The 17,628-nt window shown below is 72.4% G+C and carries 17 protein-coding genes and 1 pseudogene; 15 read left to right on the forward strand and 3 right to left on the reverse strand.

Going from position 1 to position 17,628, the window contains the following annotated elements:
• Positions 1 to 3: 3 nt before the first annotated feature.
• Both copM and ACE101_RS08645 read right to left on the reverse strand, forming a co-directional pair.
• Positions 4 to 282, reverse strand: coding sequence for a CopM family metallochaperone (gene copM, locus ACE101_RS08640; RefSeq protein ID WP_379138555.1), 279 nt, complete (start codon positions 280 to 282; stop codon positions 4 to 6).
• Positions 280 to 1,053, reverse strand: a pseudogene (locus ACE101_RS08645) (glutaredoxin family protein); the annotation flags it as partial. The gene copM and the pseudogene ACE101_RS08645, both read right to left, overlap by 3 nt.
• A 58-nt stretch (positions 1,054 to 1,111) precedes the next feature.
• Here ACE101_RS08645 and ACE101_RS08650 point away from each other — a divergent pair.
• From ACE101_RS08650 to ACE101_RS08705, 12 genes are all read left to right on the forward strand, one after another.
• Complete coding sequence (locus ACE101_RS08650) at positions 1,112 to 1,537, forward strand: MerR family transcriptional regulator (protein ID WP_379127971.1); 426 nt, start codon at positions 1,112 to 1,114, stop codon at positions 1,535 to 1,537.
• A 607-nt stretch (positions 1,538 to 2,144) separates the two neighbouring features.
• A complete protein-coding gene (locus ACE101_RS08655) occupies positions 2,145 to 3,101 on the forward strand; it encodes a metallophosphoesterase family protein (RefSeq protein WP_379127973.1) in 957 nt (318 codons plus the stop codon).
• A gap of 18 nt (positions 3,102 to 3,119) precedes the next feature.
• Entirely contained in the window at positions 3,120 to 3,515 is a 396-nt protein-coding gene (locus tag ACE101_RS08660; protein ID WP_379127975.1) for a cupredoxin domain-containing protein, read from the forward strand.
• A 238-nt stretch (positions 3,516 to 3,753) separates the two neighbouring features.
• Positions 3,754 to 4,338 carry a sigma-70 family RNA polymerase sigma factor gene (locus ACE101_RS08665; protein ID WP_379127978.1) on the forward strand — a complete coding sequence of 195 codons (585 nt, stop codon included), beginning with the start codon at positions 3,754 to 3,756 and terminating at the stop codon, positions 4,336 to 4,338.
• Complete coding sequence (locus ACE101_RS08670) at positions 4,335 to 5,168, forward strand: anti-sigma factor family protein (RefSeq protein ID WP_379127980.1); 834 nt, start codon at positions 4,335 to 4,337, stop codon at positions 5,166 to 5,168. The genes ACE101_RS08665 and ACE101_RS08670 overlap by 4 nt, the downstream gene beginning before the upstream one ends.
• Positions 5,169 to 5,295: 127 nt before the next feature.
• Positions 5,296 to 5,856, forward strand: a complete 561-nt coding sequence (locus tag ACE101_RS08675) for a gluconokinase (protein WP_379127983.1) — start codon at positions 5,296 to 5,298, stop codon at positions 5,854 to 5,856.
• A 358-nt stretch (positions 5,857 to 6,214) separates the two neighbouring features.
• A complete protein-coding gene (locus tag ACE101_RS08680) occupies positions 6,215 to 7,342 on the forward strand; it encodes an efflux RND transporter periplasmic adaptor subunit (RefSeq protein WP_379127986.1) in 1,128 nt (375 codons plus the stop codon).
• Positions 7,343 to 7,352: 10 nt separating this feature from the next.
• Positions 7,353 to 10,511 carry an efflux RND transporter permease subunit gene (locus tag ACE101_RS08685; protein ID WP_379127988.1) on the forward strand — a complete coding sequence of 1,053 codons (3,159 nt, stop codon included), beginning with the start codon at positions 7,353 to 7,355 and terminating at the stop codon, positions 10,509 to 10,511.
• 51 nt (positions 10,512 to 10,562) lie between these two features.
• Positions 10,563 to 11,315 carry a DUF2092 domain-containing protein gene (locus ACE101_RS08690; RefSeq protein ID WP_379127990.1) on the forward strand — a complete coding sequence of 251 codons (753 nt, stop codon included), beginning with the start codon at positions 10,563 to 10,565 and terminating at the stop codon, positions 11,313 to 11,315.
• A 128-nt stretch (positions 11,316 to 11,443) separates the two neighbouring features.
• Positions 11,444 to 11,992 carry a hypothetical protein gene (locus ACE101_RS08695; protein WP_379127993.1) on the forward strand — a complete coding sequence of 183 codons (549 nt, stop codon included), beginning with the start codon at positions 11,444 to 11,446 and terminating at the stop codon, positions 11,990 to 11,992.
• A gap of 25 nt (positions 11,993 to 12,017) precedes the next feature.
• On the forward strand, positions 12,018 to 12,263 hold the full coding sequence (locus ACE101_RS08700; RefSeq protein ID WP_379127996.1) for a hypothetical protein: 246 nt from the start codon (positions 12,018 to 12,020) through the stop codon (positions 12,261 to 12,263).
• A 12-nt stretch (positions 12,264 to 12,275) separates the two neighbouring features.
• Positions 12,276 to 13,556 carry a TAXI family TRAP transporter solute-binding subunit gene (locus ACE101_RS08705; protein ID WP_379127998.1) on the forward strand — a complete coding sequence of 427 codons (1,281 nt, stop codon included), beginning with the start codon at positions 12,276 to 12,278 and terminating at the stop codon, positions 13,554 to 13,556.
• Positions 13,557 to 13,559: 3 nt separating this feature from the next.
• On the opposite strand, the gene ACE101_RS08710 is transcribed toward ACE101_RS08705, so the two are convergent.
• Positions 13,560 to 14,237 (reverse strand): GntR family transcriptional regulator, encoded by a 678-nt coding sequence (locus tag ACE101_RS08710; protein WP_379128000.1) that lies wholly within the window; start codon positions 14,235 to 14,237, stop codon positions 13,560 to 13,562.
• A gap of 97 nt (positions 14,238 to 14,334) precedes the next feature.
• Here ACE101_RS08710 and ACE101_RS08715 point away from each other — a divergent pair, with 97 nt between their 5' ends.
• The 3 genes from ACE101_RS08715 to ACE101_RS08725 are packed head-to-tail and all read left to right on the forward strand — an operon-like array spanning position 14,335 to position 17,589.
• On the forward strand, positions 14,335 to 15,339 hold the full coding sequence (locus ACE101_RS08715) for a TRAP transporter substrate-binding protein (protein WP_379128002.1): 1,005 nt from the start codon (positions 14,335 to 14,337) through the stop codon (positions 15,337 to 15,339).
• A gap of 9 nt (positions 15,340 to 15,348) precedes the next feature.
• On the forward strand, positions 15,349 to 17,238 hold the full coding sequence (locus ACE101_RS08720; protein WP_379128004.1) for a TRAP transporter large permease: 1,890 nt from the start codon (positions 15,349 to 15,351) through the stop codon (positions 17,236 to 17,238).
• Positions 17,239 to 17,250: 12 nt separating this feature from the next.
• Complete coding sequence (locus tag ACE101_RS08725; protein ID WP_379128006.1) at positions 17,251 to 17,589, forward strand: cupin domain-containing protein; 339 nt, start codon at positions 17,251 to 17,253, stop codon at positions 17,587 to 17,589.
• Positions 17,590 to 17,628 lie beyond the last annotated feature (39 nt).

A 17,628-nucleotide genomic window follows, 5' to 3' on the forward strand; every position in this document is an offset into this window, starting at 1 on the left:
CGCTCATTGCTTCGCCAGCCAGGTTTTCAGATCGGCGATCTCGCGGTCCTGCGCGGCGACGATCGCCTGGGCCATGCTGCGGAGCATCGGGTCGCGGCCGTGTCGCAACTCGACCTTGGCCATGGCGACGGCACCGGCGTGATGCGGGATCATCATGGTCGCGAAATCCCGGTCGGCGTCGCCGCTCATCGGCGCGCTCATGTCCCGGCTCATGCGCTCCAGGCCGAACGCGTAGGCTTGCGCGGCCGGGCTGGCGACATGGCCGCCGGACATGCCCGGCATCGCGGGCCCCGCCTGTGCGCCCAGGGTCATGGCCAGCATCCACAGCGCCATGGCAACCATCATCACGTTCTCGGTCAGCGACACGAACCCGAGCGGGACGCTGCTGCCGCCGCCCACACAGGCGCACTTCAACTCCCGCCGCTCGATATAGACGGCCTTGACCACCGACGCCGCGCCGACCGTGCCGATGAACAGGGCGATGGGAATGCTGAGCCAGTTCAGCGCGCCCGCGATCATCAGCACGCCGGCCAATCCCTCGGCGAAGGGATAGATGTAGGAGTATGGCACCCAGCGCTTCGCCAGCAGGTCGTAGCTCAGGAACATCGTGGCGAAGCTCTCGACGTTCTGGAGCTTCAGCAGCGCGAGCACGGCCATGCTGAAGGCGATGAACCACTCGGCCGCGCGGACCGTGAAGGGCGCGCCGTAAGCGGCGGAGCTGGCGGCGAGCGCCATCAGCGCCGTCATGCCGAACAGCGCGATGACGGGCTTGTAGGTGGTGGCCTTCGGGTCGGCGACGGCCTTCCCGAAATGCCGCCGCAGGTCGTCGTAGCCGCCGATGCGCGCGCCGTTGATGAAGGTCTGCGGGGTCGTCCTGACGCCATGCTCGGCCTTGAACGCGTCGGTAGCCTCCCGGGTCGTCAGCCACTTGTCGTCGACCGTGAAGCCCTGGCGTTGCAGCAGGTCTTTGGCTTTCAGGCCATAGGGGCAGACGTGCTCGTCCATGACCATGCGGTAGAGCGTGGCCTGTCGGGATAAGGCTGAAGAAGCCATGACGGCAGCTTTCCTGTTGGATTGGTCTTGGTGCTGCCGCTGGTATAGAGTCCGTACCATGGTACGGAGTCAAGCCGTGCAGGAGATGACCATCGCGGGTCTCGCCCGCGCAGGGGGTGTCGGCGTGGAAACGGTCCGCTACTACCAGCGGCGCGGGCTGCTGGAGACGCCGGAACGCCCCGACAGCGGGGGGCACGGCGGCAGCGTCCGGCGCTACGGTGAGCAGGATGTGCGCCGGTTGCGCTTCATCCGTTCCGCGCAGGGGGCGGGGTTCACGCTGGAGCAGATCGCCGAGCTGATCGCCTTGGATGCAACGGATGACCGAGCGCGTGCCCGGGAGCTTGCGATGGAGCGCATCGGCGCGCTGGATGCGAAGATCGCCGAGCTGAAGGCTGCGCGGGAAGCCCTGTCGCGCCTCGCGCGGGAGTGCGGCAGCGGGTCGGCCGGGCCCTGCCCCATCATCACGGCATTCGCCGGCCCGTAGGCCGGGGCGCCCGCGCGAGGTCCGTTTCAGGCGTGGGAGGGGCGGATTGCCGCCGGTTCCGTGGACGCCGGTCGACGCGCATCCCGGGCGCGGATCACGGCATGACCGGCGAGCGGGTGACCAGTGCCGTGGCGCCTGCGGAGGATTCACGAGCGGCGTGAGCCCGTCCGGTCTGATCCGCCATCCGCTTTGATCGGGCGGATGGCGGATCAGCAAGCCCGCGCGGCGCCTGGGCGAAGTCCAAATCTGCCATCCGGCAGCGGTGGCGTTCGCAATCGCCGAGGGATCACGCGGATTTGGTATGATACGGTTTCCGGACGATCACTTTCGGAAACCGTATCACGAGCCCGCGCGGCGCCTGAGCGAGGCCGGTTTCCGCATCGCGAAGCGATCATCCGGAAACCGTATGAGGCATGACTCGGACCGTCTGGGTGATTCCGAGTGCCGGCGATCCGGCGTCGGCCGGCATCGCGTCCGTCGTCACGATCAGCGGGTAGCTCGCCCTGGCCGTGCAGTCTCGGCATCTGCGTGGGAATAAATGATCCTCCGCCGCGGTCCTTGTCGATGAGGGCGCCCTCTGCCGCCCTCGCGACGCGAGGACTTCGCGATGACCCAGCACATCGACCGCCATGAGCCCGTCCGCGACGCGGACGGCATCGACCGGCGCGGCTTCCTGGAGTGCATGACCTGGGCGGGAACCGGCCTCCTGTGGTCCGCCGCGGGCGGCCTGCCGCGCGCGATCGGCCTGTCCCAGGCCCTTGCCGCCGAGGCGCCGGCATCCGGCCTCGCCTTCCTCCAGATCAGCGACAGCCATGTCGGCTTCGACAAGGCCGCCAATCCCGACGCTCTCGGCACGCTGCGCGAAGCGGTCGCGCGGATCGGCCTGCTGCCGGTGAAGCCCGCCTTCATTCTGCATACCGGCGACATCAGCCACCTCTCGAAGGACCGCGAGTTCGACGATGCCGATCAGATCCTGAAGGAGACCGGGATTCCGGTGTTCTTCGTGCCCGGGGAGCACGACCTGCTCGATGACGGGCGCGCCTATCTCGACCGCTACGGCCGCGGCACGCGCGGCGCGGGCTGGTACAGCTTCGACCGCGACGGCGTCCACTTCGTCGGCCTCGTCAACGTCGTCGACCTGCGGGCGGGGGGCCTGGGCAACCTCGGCGCGGAGCAGCTCGCGTGGCTGGAGGGCGACGTCGCGGGGCTGTCCTCCTCGACCCCGGTCGTGGTGTTCGCCCACATCCCGCTCTGGAGCGTGTATCCCGAATGGGGCTGGGGCACGGAGGACGGCGCCCGGGCGCTGGGCTATCTGCGGCGCTTCGGCTCGGTGACCGTGCTCAACGGCCACATCCATCAGGTCATGCAGAAGGTCGAGGGAACGGTGGCCTTCCACACCGCCCGCTCGACGGCCTTTCCGCAGCCGGCCCCGGGCATGGCGGCCTCGCCGGGCCCGATGAAGGTCCCGGCGCATGACCTGCGCCGCCACCTCGGCATCGCCAGCGTCGCCTTCGTTCAGGGCAGCCAGCCGCTGGCGATCATCGACACGCCCCTGCAAGCCTGAGCCGGATGGGAGCGCGTCATGATCAGCCCGTTCCCACGGCATCGACCGCCCGGCCGCATCCCGCGCGCCGTCGCCGCCGTGCTCCTCATCGGTCCGGCCATCGCTCCGTCCCCCGCCCGCGCGGCCGAGCCGCCCGCGGCGGAGATCCGGATCGACAACTTCACCTTCTCGCCCGCGACGATCACCGTCGCCGCCGGCACGCAGGTGACATGGATCAACGGCGACGACATCCCGCACACCGTCGTCGCCGATGATCGAAGCTTCCGCTCCCGGACGCTCGACACGGAGGACCGCGTCAGCATCACCTTCAGGACGGCGGGCACCTACCGCTACTTCTGTTCGCTGCACCCTCACATGGTGGGCACGGTGGTGGTGCAGGCCGCGCCCGATGCCCCGGCGGGGCCGGCCCCGTGAGGCCCCGGCCGCGGAGCCCGCGCGCGGGCTGGTCGGCGGGCAGTGCGTCGTCCTACCATCCGGGCAACCACGTCGTGTCGCGCGCCGACGCCGTCGCGGGTCTCGTGTTCTACGCGTGCCTGCTCGGGGCCCTCGCGGCCATGCCGGGGCGGGCCGCCCCGCTCGCGACGGCGACGATCCGCGAGGTCCCGGCATCGCCTCCTGGCGGAGGCGCGGGGAAGCGGGAGGCTGGGTGCTGATGGCGGATGCGGCAGCCCGGTTCGAGGAGGTGGTGCTGCCGCACCTCGACGCGGCCTACAATGTCGCGTGCTTCCTCGCGCGCGACCGGAACGTCGCCGAGGACATCGTTCAGGAGGCTGTCCTGCGGGCGTTGCGCGGCTTCGATGGCTATGCGGGCGGCGCCCCGCGGGCGTGGTTGATCGCCATCGTGCGCAACTGCTTCCTGACCTGGGCGGCGGCGCAGCCGGGATCCGGGCGCGCCCGCCACTCGCATCGTTGCCATGACGGGCCGGAGGACGAGCCGCCCGGCGACCCCTGGGACCGCGAGCCCGAGACGCCGGAGGCCGCCCTGCTCCAGCACGACGAAACCGCCGCCGTGCGCAGACTCGTCGAGGAGCTTCCGGAACCGTTCCGGGAAGCCCTCGTCCTGCGCGAGATGGAGGATCTCTCCTATCGTCAGATCGCCGAGATCACGGGTGTGCCGGTCGGCACGGTGATGTCGCGCCTCTCGCGAGCCCGCAGCCTGTTCGAGGTGTCGTGGCGCCGCCGCTTCGGGGAGGCGGCCGCCGAACCTGATGCGCGGAAGGAGCGCGAGTTGCGATGACGACACCCGCGATCCGCGAACCCTGCGCCGATCAGGACCTCCTGCTGCACGGGCTCCTCGACGGCGAACTCGACGCGTCGAACACCCTGCGCGCGGAGGCGCATCTCAGGGAGTGCCGCGCCTGCGCGGCATTCTACGAGCGGCTGAAGGCGGGCCGGCAGCGGAGGACGAGCGGGGTCCGGCACCGCGCATCCGACGCCTTGCGCGAGCGGGTGCGGGCCGCCCTCGCGGCGGAGGTCGCCTCCGGGGCGGAGCCGGCCTGCGCGGCGATCCCGTCTCCCCCCGCCGAGGCGGTTCCCGTCCCGGCCCGGCGCCGAAGGATGGTGGAGCGCTGGCCGGTGGCCCTCGCGCTGGCCGCATGTCTGGCCATGGCCGCGATCCTGCCGCGGGTCGGCGACCGCGCTGGATCGGCACTGCCCGACGAACTCGTGTCGGGCCATGTGCGCTCGCTCCTCGCCAGCCACCTGACCGACGTGACGACCTCCGACCAGCACGGCGTCAAGCCGTGGTTCTCGGGCAAGATCAGCTTCGCGCCGCCGGTGGTCGACCTCTCGGAGCGGGGCTTCGCCCTCGTCGGCGGACGGCTCGACTATCTCGGCGGTCGGGTGGTGGCGGCGCTCGTGTACAAGCGGCGCGAGCACGTCATCAACCTGTTCATCTGGCCGGAGACGCCCGCGCAGGATGGTGACCGATCGGTCCGCATGTCCCGCGAGGGCTACAGCCTGCTCCGCTGGACGCAGGCCGGACTGACCTTCTGGGCGGTGTCGGACCTGAATCCCACGGAGTTGCAGGAATTCGAGCAGGACTTCGCGGACCGGGTGCCGTCCTGATCGCGATCGGATGGTGGATAACCCCGGCGCCCGCTCACGCAGGCGCGGCTCCGCCATTCGCTCTCGCCATGGCCTTCCCGTCGCCCCGGTCCGAGAATGCCGGCAGGCTCAGGGAGGAGGAGCGGCCATGCGCGAAGCGGAGATCGGCGGAGACCGGGGCCCGACCCCGGCGGTCGTCGTGGTGATGGGCGTATCGGGTTCGGGCAAGACCACGGTGGCGAGTCTGCTCGCTGGCCGCCTCGGCTGGGAGTTCGCGGACGGCGACGACTTCCACCCGGAAGCCAACGTCGCGAAGATGCACGGCGGCACGCCGTTGACCGATGAGGACCGCCGGCCCTGGCTCGAAGCCATCGCCGCCTGGATCGACCGCACCCGGGCGGGCGGCGGGCGGGGCGTGGTGACCTGCTCGGCGTTGAAGCGGGCCTACCGGGCGATCCTGATCGGCGGCCGGCCCGACGTGCGCCTCGTCTATCTCCAGGGCGACCGCGACCTGATCGGCCGACGCATGGCGGCCCGCCATGACCACTTCATGCCGGCGCGCCTGCTCGACAGCCAGTTCGCGACCCTGGAGGAGCCGATGCCCGACGAGAACCCGATCGTGCTCTCGGTCGGCGCGACGCCGCAGGCCATCGTGGCCGAGGTCGTGGTGGCGCTCGGGACGCCGGTCCGACCCTCAGAACCGATTTGAGGGCTTTCGCCGCCCCTCATCCCACCCTCGGCCCCAGGATGAGGCCGAGGATGGAATGACTGCAAAGCCGGCACGCAGGCTCCCGGAGAAGCCAGCCGGCCCTGCCCGCTCGCAGAACACCTCGATCCGACTCTGCGCCAACCAGCCCCGCGCCAACGGTCGAGTTTGCGCCGACAACAAATGATGATTTGAATTGCACAACTCAATCGAAGCATAATATTAGTATTCGCATTGACGACGACCCCTGTCACGGTTACCGTGAAGTTGTCTGAATAAAGCAGGCCTCTTGCCGATGGAGGTGTGCTTGCGGAAGCTCGCGCCTCGCAGGGCTCCGGGACGGTGGCGTCCAGGCCTGCTCTTGACCGTTCCGCTCGCGGCGCTGGGGGCGGGCTGCGACGCGCCGCCTCCCGCGGGGCCGCCGGCGCCGCGCGTCACCGCCGCCCCGCCGCTCGCCGCGCCACTTCAGGACGGCATCGTCCTGACCGGCCAGACGGCGGCCGTCGCGACGGTGGACCTCGTCGCCCGCGTGCCCGGCTTCCTGCGCGAGGTCGGGTTCGCCGACGGCGCCGACGTGCAGAAGGGGCAAGTCCTGTTCCGGATCGAGGACGAGCCCTATGCCGCGCAGGTCGATCTCGCGCAGGCGGCCCTCGATCAGCAGCAGGCCAGCCTCAGGAATACCGAGGCCGAGTTCTCGCGCCAGGATGCCCTGCGCAAGCAATACGTCGCGACGCAGACGAATTACGACAACGCCCTCGCCGCCCGGGACACGGGGCGCGGGGCCGTCTCGGCCGCGCAGGCGAACCTGAAGACGGCGCAGATCAACCTCGCCTACACGCGGATCGAGGCGCCGTTCACGGGCCGGATGGGGCGCCGCCTCGTCGATCCCGGCAACCTCGTGGGAGCGGGCACGCCGACCAAGCTCGGCACCCTGTCCCAGATCGACGCGCTCTACGCGACCGTCACCATCAACGAGCGCGACCTGCGCCGCCTCCGGGCGGCCGTGCGGGAGCGCGGCATGACCCGCGAGGCGCTGCGGCGCGTGCCGGTCCAGGCCGGCCTGTCGGACGAGCCGGACCTGCCGCATCCCGGCCACCTCGACTTCATCGATTCCGGGCTCGATGCGACCACCGGCACGCTCCAGGCCCGCGCCGTCCTCGACAATCCCGGCCGGCAGCTCGCCCCGGGATTGTTCGTGCGCGTGCGGATCCCCCTCGGGCCGCCGAAGCCCGCCCTGTGGGTGCCGGCCGCCGCGATCGGCGTCGATCAGGCCGGACCGACCCTGCTCGTGGTGGACGAGGCCGGGAGCGTGGCCCTGCGCCGGGTCGAGCTCGGTCCGGTGCGGGAGGGCCTTCAGGTGATCACGGCGGGCCTGCGGCCGGCCGACCGGGTCGTGACCGAGGGCGTCCAGCACGCCGTGCCGGGGCGCCCCGTCGCGGTGTCGCCCGGCGCGATCACCGCGCCGGCCGCCTGGGCCCGGGCCGATTGAGGGCGCGCGCATGAACACCGCCACCTTCATCGAGCGGCCGATCCTCGCCAACGTGATCGCGGTCCTCGTCTGCGTGGCCGGGCTCGTGGCGATCCTGTTCCTGCCCGTCGCGCAGTATCCGCCGATCACGCCCCCCACCGTGCAGGTCACGGCGCGGTTTCCGGGCGCCGACGCGCAGACGGTGATCGACACCGTGGCCCTGCCGATCGAGCAGCAGGTCAACGGCGTCGAGAACATGCTCTACATGCAATCGACCTCGGCGAATGACGGCAGCTACACGCTGATCGTCACTTTCGCGGTCGGCACCGACCTCGACCAGGCGCAGGTCCAGGTCCAGAATCGTCTCTCCGCCGCCATCGCCCTCCTGCCCCAGGCCGTGCAGGCCCAGGGGGTGACGAGCAAGAAGAAGAGCACGGCGATCCTGCAGATCGTCACGCTCACCTCGCCCGACCGCTCCCGCGACGGCCTCTTCCTGAGCAACTACGCGGCGATCAGCCTCAAGGACCGGCTCGCCCGCATTCCGGGCGTCGCCGACGCCTCGGTGTTCGGCGCGGGCCAGTACGGCATGCGGATCTGGCTCGACGCCGATGCCATGCGGGCGCGCGGGCTGATGCCGGGCGACGCCGTCGCGGCGGTCCAGCAGCAGAGCCAGGCGGTGGCCGCCGGGCAGGTGGGGGCCCCGCCCGCTCCCGCGACGCAGCCGTTCCAAGTGACCCTGGACCTGCGGGGCCGCTTCGCCGAGGTGGCCGAGTTCGAGGCCATCGCCCTCAAGACCGCGCCGGGCGGCGCCATCACCCGCATCCGGGACGTCGGGCGGGTCGAACTCGGCGCGCAGACCTACAGCCAGTTCCTCACGCTCGACGGCGCGCCCGCGGCCGGCATCGCGATCTTCCAGCTGCCGGATGCCAACGCGCTCGCGGTGGCGGCTGCGGTGCGGGCGGAGATGGCACGACTCTCGGCCGGGTTCCCGGCCGGCATCGCCGCCGGCATCCCCTTCGACACCACCCGCTTCGTCGAGGCCTCGATCCACGAGGTCTATTGGACGCTCGCCGAGGCGGCCGTGCTCGTCCTCCTGGTGATCCTCGTGTTCCTGCACGATTGGCGCGCCACCCTGGTCCCGGCCACCACCGTCCCGGTCACCATCATCGGCGCCTTCGCGGGCCTCGCGCTCCTCGGCTTCAGCATCAACCTGCTCACGCTGTTCGGGCTCGTCCTCGCCATCGGCATCGTGGTCGACGACGCCATCATGGTGGTGGAGGCCGCTGCCCACCACGTCGAGGCCGGGCGGCCGCCCAGGCAGGCCGCCATCGCGGCGATGGGCGAGCTGTTCCGGCCGATCCTCGCCATCACCCTGGTGCTGCTCAGCGTCTTCCTGCCGGCCGCGCTCCTGCCCGGCATCGTCGGCCAGCTCTACCGGCAATTCGCGCTCGTCATCGCGGTGACGGCGGTCCTCAGCGCCATCAACGCGGCGACGCTGAAGCCGGTCCAGTGCGCCCGCTGGCTCCGGCCCCGCCCCGCCGAGCGGGATGCCGGCACCGGGAGCGCCTTCCGCCGTGGCTTCGAGGCGGCCTATGGGCGGCTGGAGGCGGCCTATCTGGGGATGACGGCGCGCCTCGTCCGGCATGCCCTCCCCTCCTGCCTCGCGGCCCTCGCCCTGGTGGCGCTGGCGGTTTGGGGCCTCACCCGCCTGCCCACCGCCTTCATCCCGACCGAGGACCAGGGCTACCTGATGGTGGCGGTCCAGCTCCCCGACGGCGCCTCGCTGGAGCGCACCGCCCGGGTCATGGATCAGGCGACGCAGGCGGCCAAGGAGGTTCCGGGCGTCGAGCGCGTCGTCGCCATCGGGGGCGTCTCGCTCCTCGACAACAACGCCTCCCTCGCCAATGCGGGCGTCGCCTACGTGATCCTGCGGGACTGGAGCCGACGCGGCGCAGGCGAGACTCTCCGCTCGATCTATGCCGGCCTGCAGGCGCGTCTGGCCGCCCTGCCGCAGGCCCGCTTCACCGTGGTGCCGCCGCCGCCGATCCAGGGGCTCGGCCTCGCCGGCGGCTTCCAGATGCAGGTGCAGCTCGCCGATGGCAGCTTCGGCTACCGCCGGCTCCAGCAGGAGGCGGACCTTCTGGTGGCGGAGGCGGGCGCGCAGCCGGGCCTCGTGCGCGTGATGACCCCGTTCCGGGCCGGCGCCCCGCACCTGCGGGTCGATCTCGACCGGCGCAAGGCCGAGACCCTCGGGGTCAATGTCGGCGACGCGCTCCAGACCATCCAGACCTATGTCGGCTCGACCTATGCGGGCCAGATCACCCGCTTCGGCCACACCTTCCCGATCTTCGTCCAGGCCGACGCGGCCTACCGCCTCTCGCCCGAGGCCGTGGGCAACCTGACCGTGCGCAATGCGGGCGGCGGCGCGGTGCCGATCGGCGTGCTCGCCGCGCTCACCCCCGGCCTCGGCCCGGCCCTGGTGCCGCTGTTCAACCTCGCGCCCTCGGCGACGATCAGCGGGGCGGCCGCACCCGGCACCAGCTCGGGCCAGGCCCTCGCCCTGATGGCCCGGCTGGCGGAGAGCAGCCTGCCCCCGGGCATGCGCCACGACTGGGCCGGCATCTCCGACCAGGAGGCGCGGCTCGGCCATCAGGCCTACGGCGTGTTCGGCCTCGCCCTGCTCCTCGTCTTCCTGGTGCTGGCCGGCCAGTACGAGAGCTGGACGGCGCCGCTCGCGGTGATCCTGGCGGTGCCGATGGCGCTCCTCGGCACCGTGGCGGCCCTCGCCCTCGCGGGGGCGGACAACAACATCTACACGCAGGTCGGTCTCGTGCTGCTGATCGCCCTCGCCGCCAAGAACGCCATCCTGGTGGTCGCCTTCGCACGCGACCTGCGGCTGAGCCAGGGGCTTGCCATCGAGGAGGCGGCGCTCGCGGCGGCGCGCCTGCGCCTGCGCCCGATCCTGATGACCTCGCTCGCCTTCATCCTCGGCGTCCTGCCGCTCGTCTTCGCCACCGGGGCGGGGGCGGCGGCCCGGCGCTCGATCGGCATCACCGTGTGCAGCGGGATGACGGCCTCGACCTTCGTGGCGGTGTTGTTCGTGCCGCCGCTCTTCGTGGTGCTCCAGCGCTGGTCCGAGCGCGGGCGCAGGGCCGCCGGGCCCGCTTCGGCGCTGCCGGCGGAAGGCTGACCGCACCGGCCCTCAAGGCCGGTGCGGGGAACGACACGGGAGGACGCCGCGATGAGACGACACGCCCTGTCGGCCGGGCTCCTGGCCGCCTTCCTGAGCGGGAGCGCCGTCCCGGCCGCCGCGCAGGACCCCGGCCCGGCGATCGAGCCGGCCGCGCTCGCGCTGCTGCGGGGGGCCGGCGCGGCCCTCGCACAGGCGCAGAGCCTGAGCTTCACCGCCACCGCCCTGCACGACGTGCCGAACGCGGAGGGCCAGTCGGTGCTCTACACCGTGCAGAGCCGTGTCGCCCTGCGCCGCCCGGACCGGCTGCGCGTCGACACGGCGGGTGACGGCGCGCCGGCGACCTTCGTCAGCGACGGCCGGACCATGACCCTGTTCCGGCCGCTCGCCCGCACGGTCGCGACGGCGCCGGCGCCCTCCGGCATCGAGGCGGTGCTGAAGGCCGAGATCGCCGCCGCGGGGCAGAGCCAGGCCTTCGCCGACATGCTGCTCGCCGATCCCGGCCAGAGCCTCACGGCCGGGCTGACCCGGGCCTTCGTGGTCGGCCGCTCGACCCTGGTGGGCGGGGTCGAGACCGAGGTGGTCGCCTTCGCGGGACCGGACGCGCAGGGGCAGATCTGGATCGGTGCGCAGGACCGGCTGCCGCGCCAGCTCTGGGTGACCGAGACCGGCGCGCCCGGCCGGCCCCGCAGCGGCGTGACCTTCAGCGACTGGCGCCTCGATCCGCCCCTCGACGAGCGGACCTTCTCGGCCGCCGACACGGAGGGCGCCGCCCCGGTGCCCTTCGCCAAACCTGCCCTCTGATGCGGTTTCCGGACGATCCGTCCGGAAACCGCATCGGAAGCCCGCGCGGCGCCGGGCAAGGCTCCGCGCACGGCCGAGCGGTGCGGGAACCGTATGACCAAGCCTGACTCTGACCGAGGGAGGATGCGATGAGACGGATCGGCGTGAGCCTGCTGGCGGCAACGATCGGCATCGGGGCCGCCTGGCCCGCGGACGCGTTCTGGATCGCGCGCGGCTGGCGCGGCGTGGCGGTCGGCGGGGTCCGGGCGCCCCTCGTCGCCCGCGAGGCCTTCCTGGCGCGCTGCTGGCGCTGCGCACCGGCGCTGGCGGCCGCCGCCGGTGTGGTCGGTGCGGGCGCCGTCGCGGCGGCTCCGGCTGCCCCCGCGGCGGCCGCCCCGGCCGGGGGCGCACCCGACACGACGGGCTCGGCGAACAAGCCCGCCGCGCCCGATCCCGCCGCGCCCATGCAGGTCGCCCAGGCGAACAGCGCCTCGACGCATTGCGCCGCCGGCCTGCCGGCGGATTCGAAGATGATCTACGACGCCGCGCTCCGGAACATGAAGAGCCTGGAGACGCTGCGCGACACCGTCGTCGCCGAGACGCGCTCCCTCGTGGAAGCGGGCCGGCTCAACGAGGCCGAGGCCCGCCCGGCCGCCGAGAAGGCCGGCACCTGCCTGCGCCTCCTCGCCCACCCGTGACCCCCATCGGACAAGGACATCTGTCATGACACAGATTCGGATCCTGCCGCACGTGCTGCTCCTCGCCGGCCTCGTCGCCGGCTTCGTCGCCCTGACGCCGAGCCCGGCCGATGCCGTGGTCTGCGCCCGGGGCGTCTACCGGGCCGGCTGCGTCGGCCCGCGCGGCGCGGTCGGCGTCCGCCGGGGCGTCGTCGCCCCGCGGCGCGTGGTGGTGCGGCGGGGCTATGGGCCGCGTACGGTGGTGGTCCGGCGCGGCTACCGCCGCTGGTGAGGCGGGGCCGCCGTGCTTCTCCGGGCGACCGCGGGGCTCTTCGGTCTCGCGGGGCTGGCCGTGGCGGCGCTCTATGTCGGGCTCACCCATGCGGAGCTGCGCGTCACCACGGGCCCGCCCGGCAGCGCCCTCCACCGCCTGATCGCGACCTTCGCGACGGCGAATGCCCGGCTGCATCCGCGGGTTCGGCTCGTCCTGGTGGAGGAGCCGAGCCTCGCGGCGAATGCCGAGGCCCTGGAGGCGGGGCGGGTCGACCTCGCGGTCATCCGCAGCGACCTGTCCCCGCCCGCGAACGGCCAGACCGTGGCGATCCTGCGCCGCGACGTGGTCGCCGTGGTGCTGCCGCCGCACAGTCCCGTCACAAGCCTCGGCCACCTCGCCGGCCGGGCGGTGGCGATCCCGACGGGGCCGTTCCAGGACGACGATTCCCGGCTGCTCGACACCCTGCTCGACTATGTGGGCGTGCCGGCCGCCCGGGTGGAGCGGCTCTTCCTCGATCCCGCCGCCCTCGGCCCGGCGATCCGGGAACACAGAGCGGCGGCGGCGTTCGCGGTCGGGCCGATCGGTCCCGGGGCGGCGGTCGATGCGGTGGCGGCCGTCGCGCGGGCGACCCGGGGCACGCCGACGCTCCTCGCCTTCGACGAGGGCGAGGCGATCCACCGCCGCCATCCGGGCCTGGAGACCATCGAGGTGCCGGTGGGCGCTTTCCGGGGGCAGCCCGCGGTGCCGGCCGACAGCGTCAACAGCCTCGTCGTGACCTACCGGCTCGTCGTCGGGCGGGGCATGCTCGACATCGTGGCGGCGGCGGTCGCCCGCTCCGTCTTCACCGCGCGCTCCACGCTGACCGCCGCAACCCCCTTCGCCGGCCAGATCGAGGCGCCGGATCTCGACGAGAAGGCGCCGCTGGTGCCGGTCCACCCGGGGGTCGCGGCCTATCTCAACAACGGCGACCAGAGCTTCTTCGACACCTCGCAGAACTACCTCTATCTCGGCGGCATCGGCCTCAGCCTCGCCGGGTCGGCGCTGGCGCTGGCGGTGAGCCATGGCCATCGCCGCCGGGCGGCGCGGGAGCGGCGCGTGATCAAGCGCCTCGTCGAGATCGCGGACGCCGCCGGCAGCGCGGACCAGGCCGGGCTCGACGCCCTGTCCCGCGACCTGCGGGGCCTCGTCGGCGCGGCGCTGCGGGAGCAGATCCTCGCCGATGGCGGCTCGGCCTCCCTGATGGGCACCGCCGTCGCCCATGCCCGCGAGGCGATCCGGGACCGGCACGGGGAACTCCGATCGGCACCTTGAGTGCTACTCGAACAGGTGGGGATGCTCGGCCTCGATCCGGGGCAGGGCGCGCAGGATCTCCGAGAGATGATGCTGCATCGACCCGGCGGCCGCGTCCGGATCGCCCGCATCGATCGCCGCGACGATGGCCCGGTGCTGCGCGACGAGGGGCAGCATCGCGGCGGCGTTCGGCAGGGTGAGCTGGCAGGCGCGGTCGAGATGCGCCTTGACGTCCTGCACGGCCTCCCAGGCCAGGGCGCATCCGGCCCCCTCGGCGAGGGCGGCATGGAACAGCGCGTCCGCCCGGCGGAAGCCCGTGTGGTCGCCGCGGGCGGCGGTCTCGGCCTGCAAGGCGAGCAGCTCGTCGAGCCGGCGGCGGATCGTCGGATCGAACATCGTGCAGGCGCGGCGGACCACGGCGGTCTCGATCGCCTCCCGGACGAAGCGGGCCTGCATCAGCCGCGACACCGAGATCTTCGAGACCACGGTTCCCCGCTGCGGCCGCACCTCCACGAGCCGCATGCGCGAGAGGCCGATGAAGGCCTCGCGCACCGGCTGGCGCGAGACGCCGTGCCGGGCCGCGATCTCCTGCTCGGACAGGCGCGTCCCGGGCGGGACCTCCAGGGCGATGATCGAGCGCCGGAGCGCCGTCTCCACCCGCTCCGCCGCGGAGCCGACCGGCTCCGTCGCCACCTCAAGCATCTTTCATCCTTCACAGCCCCGGCGAGTTGTGCATACACTACCATACCAGCCTGATGCCCCACCAGAAGGGCACGGGCCGATCGTGGAGGAAACAGCTGTGATTCAGGCTCGCCCCACCCGCCGCGCCGTCGCGCTGGGCCTCGGCTCCCTCGGAGCCGGCTTGGCCCTTCGCCCCGCCGCCGCCGCACCCGTGACGCTCCGCCTGTCGTCCTCCCTGCCGGCGGACCCGAACTCCGCCCATTGGCTCTGGTACGACCGGTTCGCCGCGAGCCTGAAGGCCAAGGCGGGCGACGCGGTGCAGGTGCGCTACTTCCCCGACAACCAGCTCGGCAAGGAATCCGATGTCGTCGGCTCGGTGAAGCTCGGCGTCGTCGACATGATGATCTCCGGCAGCTCGATCTGGTCGACGCTGGCGCCGGAGATCGGCGTGCTCGACCTCGGCTACGTGTTTCCGACCATGGACAGCGCCGGCCGGGTCCTCGACGGGCCCGCGGGGGCGCAGCTCGGGCGGCTGTTCGCCGACCGCATCGGCGTGAAGGTGCTGAGCTGGGGTTACAGCCTCGGGGCCCGCAACGTGACGGCCCGCGATTCCGCCGAGAGCCCGGCGGCCCTGCGCGGCAAGAAGATCCGCGTGCTGCCGGTGGCGAATTTCGTCGCCACCCTGCGGGCCATGGGAGCCTCGCCGACCCCGATGTCGCTGGGCGAGGTCTACACCGCGCTCCAGACCGGCGTGATCGACGGCCTGGAGCACGACGCGCCCACCATCCTGGCTCTGAAGGCCTACGAGGTCGCCCGGCACGTCTCGCTCACGCAGCACATCTGCAACCCGCAGACCATCGTGATCGGCAACCGCGCCTTCAACAAGATCCCGGCCGAGCACCGCGACGCCGTCCTGGCCGCCGCCGCCGAGGCGACGGAGTTCCAGCGCAGCCAAGCCGCCACCATCGAGGCCAAGGCCCTCGCCACCCTGAAGGCCAACGGCGTCGGCGTTCACGAATGCGACCGGGCCGCCTTCCGGACGCTGGTCACGCCGCTCTGGGACGAGTTCGTCAAGGCCTACCCGGTCACGAAGCCGATCCTGTCCGCGATCACTCAGGCCTGAGGTGCTCCGGTGCTGGCTGAAACCCGCCCGGCGGTGTCCGGAACCGCCCTCCCCTCCCCTCCGCCCCTGCTGACGGCCGCCACGGCGAGCCTCCTGCGTACCGTGCAGGTGCTGGCGGCGGCGGCCCTCGCCGCCGACCTCGTCGTCGTCGCCGCGGCGGTGCTCTGGCGCTTCGCCTTCCGCGATTCCCTCGAATGGGCCGACGAGGTGGCCCGCATGCTCCTGACCGTGGTGGCCTTCCTGGGCGGCGCCGCGGCGGTGGCGCATGGCCAGCATGTCGGGATCCGCATCGTCCGCGATGCGGTGCCGGAGCGCGCGCGCCGGCTGCTCGAGGCCGGGGGCCTGATCGTCGAGTTCGGGGTCTCGGCGGCGCTCGCCGCCTGCGCGGTGTCCTACGCGGCCACGGCGGCCACGCAGGTCACGCCCTTCGGCCTGCCGCAGAACCTGTTCATCTATCCCGTCGTGATGGGCGGCGCCTGCATGGCGGCTTTCATCGCCGCGCGGCTCGCCGCGTGCCGGGCCCCCGACGTGGCCGGGGCGGCCCTGGGCCTCGCCCTCCTCGCGGGCGGGGTCTGGGGCTGGTCGGCGGCCCTGCCCGGCCTCGCCCCGAGCCCGCTCGCGCTGCTGATCCTCGGCTTCGCCCTGGCGCTCGGCTCCGGCATCCCGATCGCCTTCTCGCTCTCGGCGGGGGCGCTGATCTTCCTGACGGCGGACGGCTCCATCGACCTCGCGGTCTTCTCCCAGCAGGCGTCGAGCGGCATCGACAATTTCGTCCTCCTCGCCATCCCGTTCTTCGTGCTCACCGGCCTCGCCATGGAGGTGAACGGGATGTCGGTGCGCCTGATCGAGCTGCTGCGCCGGGCGATCGGCGAGCGCCGGGGCGGGCTCGGCATCGTCACGATCCTCGCCATGGTGCTGTTCTCGGGCATCTCGGGCTCGAAGCTGGCCGACGTGACGGCGGTGGGCACCGTGACCATCCCGGCCATGCGGCGGTCCAACCAGGATCCCGCGGACGGCGTGGCCCTGCTCGCCGCGAGCGCCGTGATGGCGGAGACGATCCCGCCCTGCATCAACCTCATCATCCTCGGCTACGTGGCCAACCTGTCGATCGGAGGGCTGTTCGCCGCCGGCATCCTGCCGGCCGTGCTGATGGCGGCGGCCCTGATCCTCGGCGTCGTGGTCTTCTCGGCCCGCGCGAAGCCCGCGCCGGTCGAGCGCTCGCACCACTCGCTGCGCCACCTCCTGTGGTCCGGCGCCGTCAGCCTCGGCGTCATCGTGATCATCTTCGGCGGCTACCGGTCGGGCTTCGCGACCGCCACCGAGATCGGCGCCTTCGCGGTGGTCTACGCGCTCGTGGTCGGCCTCCTGTGCTTCCGCGAACTCGACGGGCGCGCCCTGGTCGCGCTGTTCGTGCGCTCGGCGACGCTCGCGGGCATGATCCTGTTCGTGGTGGCGGCGTCGCAGACCGTCGCCTTCTCGCTCACCATCGATCAGGTGCCCCACGCCCTCGCCGAGGCGATGATCGCCCTCAGCCATGGCGGCGGCGCCTGGATCTTCCTCCTCGTCTCGATCGCCCTGCTGATTGTGATGGGGGCGGCGCTGGAGGGCGCGCCGGCGCTGATCATCTTCGGCCCGTTGCTGCTCCCGGTGGCGCAGGGCTTCGGCATCGCGCCGCTGCATTACGGGATCGTGCTGATCATCGCCATGGGGCTCGGCCTGTTCGCGCCCCCGCTCGGCCTCGGGCTCTACACGAGCTGCGCGGTGGGCGGCGTCTCGCTCGAATCGACCGTGCGGCCGATCGGCAAGTACCTGCTGCTGCTGTTCGGCTGCCTCGTGCTGATCGCCTTCGTGCCGGAGATCACCCTGGCGCTGCCCCGCGGCCTCGGCTTCGTGAAGTAAGGACACCCCACCATGTCGCGACGCGGACAGATCTTCACCCGGGGCGCCGCCTCGCCCTGGGAGCCGGCGGGCGAGGGCGTGCGCCGTCAGGTCCTGTCGTACGACACGGGCGTGATGCTCGTGCGGGTGGCCTTCGAGGCCGGCGCGGTCGGGCCGGCCCATTCCCACCCGCACCTGCAATGCACGCTCGTCGAGAGCGGCGTGTTCGACGTCACGATCGCAGGCGAGACGGCCCGCCTCGTCGCCGGGGACAGCTTCCTGGTTCCCTCGGGCGCGGTCCATTCCGCCGTCGCGGTCGAGGCGGGGGCCCTCACCGACGTGTTCACGCCGATGCGCGAGGATTTCGTCTGAACAGGGGGACAAGCGGTCCACACCGCCGGAACCCGATCG

Source organism: Methylobacterium carpenticola (assembly GCF_042748905.1).
Lineage (GTDB): Bacteria > Pseudomonadota > Alphaproteobacteria > Rhizobiales > Beijerinckiaceae > Methylobacterium > Methylobacterium carpenticola.

Coding starts and splice junctions, on each gene's coding strand:
- copM (WP_379138555.1), bottom strand. CDS start 282: ATGCCGGGCATGTCCGGCGGCCATGTCGCCAGCCCGGCCGCGCAAGCC.
- ACE101_RS08650 (WP_379127971.1), top strand. CDS start 1,112: ATGGTACGGAGTCAAGCCGTGCAGGAGATGACCATCGCGGGTCTCGCC.
- ACE101_RS08655 (WP_379127973.1), top strand. CDS start 2,145: ATGACCCAGCACATCGACCGCCATGAGCCCGTCCGCGACGCGGACGGC.
- ACE101_RS08660 (WP_379127975.1), top strand. CDS start 3,120: ATGATCAGCCCGTTCCCACGGCATCGACCGCCCGGCCGCATCCCGCGC.
- ACE101_RS08665 (WP_379127978.1), top strand. CDS start 3,754: ATGGCGGATGCGGCAGCCCGGTTCGAGGAGGTGGTGCTGCCGCACCTC.
- ACE101_RS08670 (WP_379127980.1), top strand. CDS start 4,335: ATGACGACACCCGCGATCCGCGAACCCTGCGCCGATCAGGACCTCCTG.
- ACE101_RS08675 (WP_379127983.1), top strand. CDS start 5,296: ATGCGCGAAGCGGAGATCGGCGGAGACCGGGGCCCGACCCCGGCGGTC.
- ACE101_RS08685 (WP_379127988.1), top strand. CDS start 7,353: ATGAACACCGCCACCTTCATCGAGCGGCCGATCCTCGCCAACGTGATC.
- ACE101_RS08690 (WP_379127990.1), top strand. CDS start 10,563: ATGAGACGACACGCCCTGTCGGCCGGGCTCCTGGCCGCCTTCCTGAGC.
- ACE101_RS08695 (WP_379127993.1), top strand. CDS start 11,444: ATGAGACGGATCGGCGTGAGCCTGCTGGCGGCAACGATCGGCATCGGG.
- ACE101_RS08700 (WP_379127996.1), top strand. CDS start 12,018: ATGACACAGATTCGGATCCTGCCGCACGTGCTGCTCCTCGCCGGCCTC.
- ACE101_RS08710 (WP_379128000.1), bottom strand. CDS start 14,237: ATGCTTGAGGTGGCGACGGAGCCGGTCGGCTCCGCGGCGGAGCGGGTG.
- ACE101_RS08725 (WP_379128006.1), top strand. CDS start 17,251: ATGTCGCGACGCGGACAGATCTTCACCCGGGGCGCCGCCTCGCCCTGG.